The organism is Pseudoalteromonas sp. TAB23, from assembly GCF_000498075.1.
In the GTDB taxonomy this organism is placed as follows: Bacteria; Pseudomonadota; Gammaproteobacteria; order Enterobacterales; family Alteromonadaceae; genus Pseudoalteromonas; species Pseudoalteromonas arctica.
Genome location: NZ_AUTP01000113.1, coordinates 1 through 7,422, shown reverse-complemented (window position 1 = coordinate 7,422; position 7,422 = coordinate 1). Strand labels below are relative to the sequence as shown.

General features: G+C 42.3%; 6 protein-coding genes and 1 pseudogene. All 7 read right to left on the bottom strand.

Annotated elements, in window-relative coordinates; genetic code table 11:
- Positions 1-10 precede the first annotated feature (10 nt).
- A complete protein-coding gene (locus L654_RS0103150) occupies positions 11-1,336 on the bottom strand; it encodes an IS4 family transposase (protein ID WP_024607224.1) in 1,326 nt (441 codons plus the stop codon).
- 249 nt (positions 1,337-1,585) lie between these two features.
- On the bottom strand, positions 1,586-3,496 hold the full coding sequence (locus L654_RS0103145) for an aminotransferase class V-fold PLP-dependent enzyme (protein ID WP_024591500.1): 1,911 nt from the start codon (positions 3,494-3,496) through the stop codon (positions 1,586-1,588).
- Between the two features lie 602 nt (positions 3,497-4,098).
- Positions 4,099-4,731, bottom strand: coding sequence for an endonuclease III (nth, locus tag L654_RS0103135; RefSeq protein WP_024607245.1), 633 nt, complete (start codon positions 4,729-4,731; stop codon positions 4,099-4,101).
- Between the two features lie 49 nt (positions 4,732-4,780).
- On the bottom strand, positions 4,781-5,479 hold the full coding sequence (locus L654_RS0103130; RefSeq protein ID WP_002962263.1) for an electron transport complex subunit E: 699 nt from the start codon (positions 5,477-5,479) through the stop codon (positions 4,781-4,783).
- The gene (gene rsxG, locus L654_RS0103125; protein ID WP_002962266.1) at positions 5,476-6,117 is read right to left on the bottom strand and encodes an electron transport complex subunit RsxG; all 642 of its coding nucleotides are present in this window, start codon (positions 6,115-6,117) and stop codon (positions 5,476-5,478) included. The genes L654_RS0103130 and rsxG overlap by 4 nt, the downstream gene beginning before the upstream one ends.
- The gene (gene rsxD, locus L654_RS0103120; RefSeq protein ID WP_024607244.1) at positions 6,114-7,172 is read right to left on the bottom strand and encodes an electron transport complex subunit RsxD; all 1,059 of its coding nucleotides are present in this window, start codon (positions 7,170-7,172) and stop codon (positions 6,114-6,116) included. Before rsxD ends, rsxG begins: the two co-directional genes overlap by 4 nt.
- A pseudogene (locus L654_RS01000000125385) lies at positions 7,169-7,422 on the bottom strand (electron transport complex subunit RsxC); the annotation flags it as partial. The gene rsxD and the pseudogene L654_RS01000000125385, both read right to left, overlap by 4 nt.

Genomic DNA, 7,422 nt, shown 5'->3' with positions numbered 1-7,422 from the left:
TTAATGCCAGTCAGTTAACAGCTGACTGGCTTTTTTTATTGGGGTATTTACTGGGTTTTGGTTTCACACACCTCGGATACGCCCGCTCCCGTTTTATCGGCAATATGTGATGTTCAACTTGAGCTTGTAATTGCTCTATTGATTTAGGTATCCGTCCTGCATTTTCTATAAACATTGTATGAATAAGGTTAATAATACTAATAGCACACGTCGTAAAACTCAGGTGTTTTGCATATATTCCAGATTTTTTCTGCGCCATTTTCACCATCTGGTATCGGAGCAAGTTATAGCTCAACATTACGCCCCATAATTCTTGCGCTATCATCTCAGGTTTCTTGCTGCGTAGCGTAAAGTGACTATTCAGTAAGGTTTGTTTCATTTCTCGATAACCAAGTTCAATTTCCCACCGATCACTATAGAGGTCAACAATTTCAGCCTTAGGGAAACGCATTGGGTCTGTTAATGAAGTGAGTATATTCACCTCTTTCCCCTTAACCGTTTTTGTGACTAGCCTAACTTCAATGCTCTCTGGTAAATCGTCGAACTTTTTTCTCGCTTGTGCTGTTGCTTTTAGCTTGATGAGTTTGTCTTGACGACCTAGAGAGCGAACAATTTCATATTGCGTGCCTTTTCTCATCGGTTGAAGCCAATGCCTATTTACCCCAGCATGATGCCAACGATTGAGTAAGCCTAGAGAATAGAAGCCTCTATCAAATAACGTCAGTGAGTTATCGGGTGTTGCCTCGATTAAGTCTTCAGCCAACACCATTTCACTTGTACGACAACTATCAAAGGCGCTCCCCATTAATAAATGACTAGTTAACTCCATCAAACACACCATGCGAACCTGAGGGAAGGCCGTGTCACCATACTGATTTTTCCACATGGAGAATGCATGTTGATTTTCAGCAGTATCCGGTGTGCGCCAAATGACACCATCAACACCCAGTAGTGATAGCCCGCACCATGTGGGATGGTTCGCATCAGCATTCCACATTTGCTGACTTTGCTCAAAAACCTGTTTAACGGCATCAGCCCCAAGCCGCTGCCTAGCCTGTACAACCGCGCTGGGCGCAACGAGTTCTTTTTTACCTGGTAAAGCGAGCCCTAATTTACTGACAATACTCCACAGTGGGTCTTCACGATAAAACGACATACAAATGACTGTCCAAACGGCCATCTCAACAGGAAGCCTTCTTTTCCTTATCGTCGCGACACCTGCGGTTTCTGCGCATTGTTTGATAAACTCAGGGCATAAAAAATCACTCAGTTGACCTAAGCCTTCTGAATTGGGTGCGTAGCTATTGGCTAGAGAAAGTGCGGTAGTGAGTTGCAAAATAAAAGGCTCCTGAATAAATTCAGAAGCCTTTATAAACTAACCAGAAGATCGGTCAATGGATCGTTAAATATTTCTTAACTGATCGGCATTAAGCCACCTGGCTTGCTTTTTTTTAACTAAAATTAGTTAATATTTATAAGGATGATTTATCCCACTTTGTATTTACTTTTAAATACTGTTACTGCGGCAATGTCTTGCGACACTGCCACCAGCAATTATTATCGAGATAGTATTAAACCAATACCGTTACTTCTTAACCTTACCCTTAAGAACATAAATTTCACCATCGAAACTGCCTTGAATCGTCAGTCCTTGGCTTGCCAACTCTTGTAAATATTCGATATGGTCATTAGTGATATGCTGGCCTGGGACTAAAAGCGGAATCCCCGGTGGATATGGAGTAACTAAACCTGCACAAATGCGGTTGTTACTTTTGCTAATAGGCACAGATTCGCGGTCACCATAAAAAGCATCGCTTGGAATACACGCCAAATCTATAGCTGGTAAATTTTCAGGTAAGCGAGCTCTACGCGTCGATTTCGATAGTTTTACTTTACCGCTATCTAGCTTTTTCAATGCATTGTACAAACGAATTATTTTTGAGCGTGTGCCGCCAAGCGTCAGTAAAACCAAAATGGTGCTGTGTGTGTATTTTTCTATCTCTAGCCCAATTTCATCCAGTAGATATTTATGAATATCTTTTAATGAGTAAGGTAGCTCACTAATATCAATAAGGATTTTTAATGGGTCGTGACCCATGTTATCACCACTAAAATGCGGGAATATTTCCATAAAGTCTTGCTTAGCTAATACTTTAATTTGCTTAAGCGAGGCCATCTGTTGTTTAAACTCCTCAACATGATTTAGCAGCGCATTAAGTAGCTTATAGCCTTCCATCTCTAATTGCTTTTGGCACACGTCAAGCGATGCAATAAGCTGATATTTTGGCGATGTGCTGGCGTAGATGCTATAAATCTCTCGAAAGAAATCAGCATCAAAATCGGGATCGTTAATATGAATATAAGACGCCTGAGAAAACGCCGATACTACTTTATGCGCCGAATGCGTAATGTAATCGGCCCCAGCATGTATCGCAGAATAATGACGAAAACTAGGATGAAACAAAGAGTATGCAAACCAGGCTTCATCTATAAACACCTTAATACCATATTGATGAGCATAATCTACGACTTGTTTTAGGTCGCTAAGTAGGCCATCGTAAGTACAACCGGTAAGCACTAGTAATTTAGCATCAGTATTGTTTTCAATTGCTAATTTGATGTCGGCCAACGATGGTGGCGCGAAAATGCCATATTTTGGATTTAAGATACTCGCCAAATAAATGGGGTAACTAGCTGATTGCAAGATGCCATAGTGTACTGACTTATGGCAATTACGGTCGACAATTACTTTATCGCCCTTGCGCAGGAGCGTCTGCAAAATGATTTTATTTGAGGTAGACGAACCATTTGTAACAAAGTAGGTGTGCTTAACTTCAAACGTCGCCGCTGCTGATTCTTGGGCGCGACCAATAGTATTAGTGCTGTCTGATAATGAACCTAGCGAATCTACCGAAACCGACAGGTCGCCAACAAATACATTGCGGCCGTAAAACTGATAAAAATCTTTAATGTAAGGTGAGTTTCTAAAGCTAGAACCCCCACTATGACCCGGTGTATGCCAAGAGTCGTTTGCTTCACCAACGTAACGACGATACGCCGTCCAAAATGGCGTTTCAGAGCGGTCGTCAAAATCGTTGATCATATAACCTAAAATAGCTTCTGGGTCAGAAATCACTTCATCTTTAAAAAAGAATGATTCGATTTCTTCTGATTCGTTTACGATCTCCAGCCCTTTAGTGTCGTCGCCGATAACATAAACCGGTAACTCAAGACGAATTGCCTTTAAATCCTCGATAAAGCGGCTATACATCCGCTCACCCACTTTGTTGTGCATATCCCAACTGAGAACCACGGCTTGAATATCACCATCTTCCTCTACACATTCCAGCGCGTGTTTAAGCTCGAGGCATTCAATAATATCGATATGAATATCGTCTCGCTCAAAGTTAGGAATGGTCTTTGACAGATTAGTTGAAAGCCCTTGTAAGGTGGCTGGGTCTTGTTCAATTATCAAGATACGAAGTAGAGGTAGCATAGAGGGTTTCGCAATATAATTTTATAATGCTCACTAGCATAACCAAAGGAGTGAGCGTTGTGAAATTAATACTTTGATAATGTTCTAATAATTGTTCTATTTCACTAACATGCCCTCACGTATAAAAATGTTTTATCTAGATGGATTGATAGGTGCGGTTTTATGTCGCACTTTTGGGGTTTTGGGGTTTGTGCTTTATTGCGCGAGGTAAACTCGCGACTACAGGGTTGGCGTTGTATTTGTAGGCGTGGCTTTCTACCGCGCTTTTTGGATTTTGGGGCTTGTGCTTTATTGCGCGAGGTAAACTCGCGACTACAGGGTTGGCGTTGTATTTGTAGGCGTGGCTTTCTACCGCGCTTTTGGGATTTTGGGCTTGTGCTTTATTGCGCGAGGTAAACTCGCGACTACAGGGTTGGCGTTGTATTTGTAGGCGCGGCTTTATGCCGCGCTTTTGTGGTTTATGCTTTATTGCGCGAGGTAAACTCGCATCTACAGGGGGGTATTATATTTGTAGGCGTGGCTTTCTGCCGCGCTTTTGGGATTTTGAGGCTTGTGCTTCATTGCGCGAGGTAAACTCGCGACTACTTACCGCGCTTTTGGGGCTATTCCGTTTTTTCTTTAAACTCACACAGGTCTTCAATAATACAGCTGCCACACTTTGGTTTACGCGCTACGCAGGTGTAACGTCCGTGAAGAATCAACCAGTGATGCACGTCTACTTTAAATTCTTTTGGTACAACCTTTTCAAGCTTTTGTTCAACAGCAACTACGTCTTTACCCATGGCAAGCTTAGTACGGTTAGATACACGAAATATATGTGTATCCACGGCTATTACAGGCCAGCCAAAGGCTGTGTTGAGTACAACATTAGCGGTTTTACGGCCAACGCCTGGTAGGGCTTCTAGGGCTTCACGATTTTCTGGCACGATGCTGTTATGTTCATTCACCAAAATTTGGCACATTTTGTACACGTTGGCAGCTTTAGAATTAAATAAGCCGATGGTTTTTATATAATCACGCAGTGTATCGTGACCTATATCTAAAATGGCTTGTGGCGTATTAGCAACAGGGAACAACTTTCGAGTGGCTTTGTTAACGCCTACATCGGTTGCTTGCGCTGAGAGTGTTACTGCTACTAGTAACTCAAACGGGCTTGAATATTCAAGCTCAGTAACTGGGTGCGGATTATCGTCGCGCAGGCGCGACAGTATTTGGTGACGTTTTTCTTTATTCATGCAACTTAAAACGTATTAGTGCTAATTGTTGCTCTAATACGTTTTCCCCTTAAGTTAAGCTAGTAACACGTGCTCGAGGGCCTTTTTCAGCCTCTGGCGGTGCAACTTGTTTTGATTTTATTTGTGCGTCGATTACGTTTTTAGCGGCAATAAGTAGCCCAAGTCCTAAAAAGGCACCCGGTGGTAAAATTGCGAGTAAAAATTGGTTATCAAAGTTAAATACTTCTATGCGCAAGCTCTGTGCCCATGGGCCAAGTAATAAGTCGGCACCGTCAAACAGCGTACCTTGGCCGATTAGTTCGCGCATAGTACCTAATACTAACAGTACAGCCATAAAGCCTAAGCCCATCATTAAGCCGTCAAATGCTGATAAATGAACAGGGTTTTTAGAGGCGTATGCTTCAGCGCGGCCAATAATGGCGCAGTTAGTTACAATCAACGGAATAAAAATTCCTAATGATTGATATAAACCAAAGGTGTAAGCGTTCATAAGTAATTGAACTATTGTTACAAAGCCCGCGATGATCATTACAAATACAGGTATACGAATATCTTTTGGCACCCAGTTACGCACAATTGATACGGTAACATTGGAGCCTATTAGTACGAGTAAAGTTGCTAAGCCTAAACCTAAGGCATTTGTTACAGTTGAGGTAACGGCAAGCAGTGGACATAAACCTAAAAGCTGTACAAGGGCAGGGTTATTTACCCATACACCTTCTTTGTATAATGTTTTTAACTCACTCATTTAGCTACCTCCATACATTCGGCATTAGGTGCTGCAAAAATATCATCAAAATTAGTTTGTGCGAACAATACGGCATTTTTAACAGAGCCCACAACAGCACGTGGCGTTATGGTCGCGCCTGTAAATTGATCAAACTGGCCGCCATCTTTTTTTACAGCCCAGCGAGCGTCTTCTTCGCCTTCAACCGTTAAGCTTTTAAATGTTGTGATCCAAAGTGATTTTTTAACTTCTACTTTGTCGCCTAAACCAGGGGTTTCTTCGTGTTTAGTGGTACGAACGCCAGCAATAGTGCCATCGCTCAACACAGCTGTTAACAGGTTTATATCGCCACTGTAGCCGTTTGGCGTAACATGCCTAATAACAACAGCGACTGGTTTATTGTTTTTACGAGCACGGTAAATTACCTGGTTTGCGTGTGGGCCTAGCTTTTCGTCAGTAATAATTACGCAATCTTGCGATAATTGATTGTCGTACGATTTTGGGTCGAGCACTTCTTGTAGCTGCGCAGTAAGTTGCAGTTGTTCTTGCTCTGCAATTTTATCGGCAGTAAGCGCGTTGATAGAGGCAACTAAGCCCGTTGTTGCTAACGCAAACGCAGTTAAAATAGCACCATTTTTAGCCATTGACGAAATGATCATTTTACTGCTCCATGGCCATAAGTACGTGGCTGTGTGTAGTAGTCTATTAGCGGCACTGCAATATTAATCAATAATACGCTAAATGCGATGGCATCAGGAAAACCACCAAAGGTACGAATTAAATAAATTAGTAAGCCAATTAGCGCGCCATAAATTAAGCGCCCTTTGTTAGTTGTTGCTGCAGATACCGGATCGGTTGCTATAAAAAAGGCACCCATCATAGTGGCACCACTTAATAAGTGAAATAGGGTGCCCGGCTCTGTACCAGGTGATGCGATATAACCAATAGCACTACATACAGCTAAAGTTACGATAAAACTGACAGGGATATGCCAGTTAATTATTTTTGCTTTTAATAAGTATAAACCACCCACTAAAAAGCCTAAGTTAACCCACACCCAACCAAGGCCAGCCCATTCGTTAAATAATGGCTTTTGCATGCTTTCGGTAACGGTTAAACCGTGTGCTATGTCTGTTTTAACAGTATCCAGCGGTGTTGCCATTGTTAGGCCATCAACCCCTGCACGTACTTGATCTAGGCTAAACCCAGAGGCCGTAAAATCGGTGAATATTAGCCTTAGCTGATCAGCAAAGCCTATTGGCGTATTTATTAAATCGGTGACAGGCAACCATGCGGTCATTTGCACTGGGAACGAAACTAAAAGCAGTACATAAGCCGCCATTGCTGGATTGAATAAATTAAACCCAAGGCCGCCATAAAGCTGTTTAACTATAACAATAGAAAATAAACAGCCAATAACGATTATCCACCAAGGGGCAAGTGGAGGGATACTCAATGCCAATAACACGGCAGTAAGCCACGCACTGCCATCACTTAATGCAGGCCAAACAGGGCGCTTTCGTATTAGCATTATTGCAGCTTCAAATACGCTTACAGCAACAAGCGCTAGTACCAGTTGAATAAGCACACCTGTACCAAAAAAGAAAACTTGAGCAATTAGCCCAGGAATACACGCAGCAATAACGCTAAGCATTAATCGCGTTAACGATTTATGGCTGTGATTATGCGGCGAACTGGCCATGGTTAATTTCATGACTGATTATTTCCTTCTTTTTGTAACTTTTTAGCTTTTGCTCTCGCAATTGCAGCAGCCACGGCGGCTTTTTTCTTATCGTCGGCTGATTTAGATTTATCTGCGTTAATAAGAACTGATGAGTCATCGGTGTTACTTTCTGCACTCTTAGGTGCTGCGCTATCAACTTGTAGCTCTTGGGGCTGAGTTTGTTCGGTAACATCTAGTGCTTTAGCCGCTTTTTTAGCTTTAGCACGAGCTATGGCCGCAG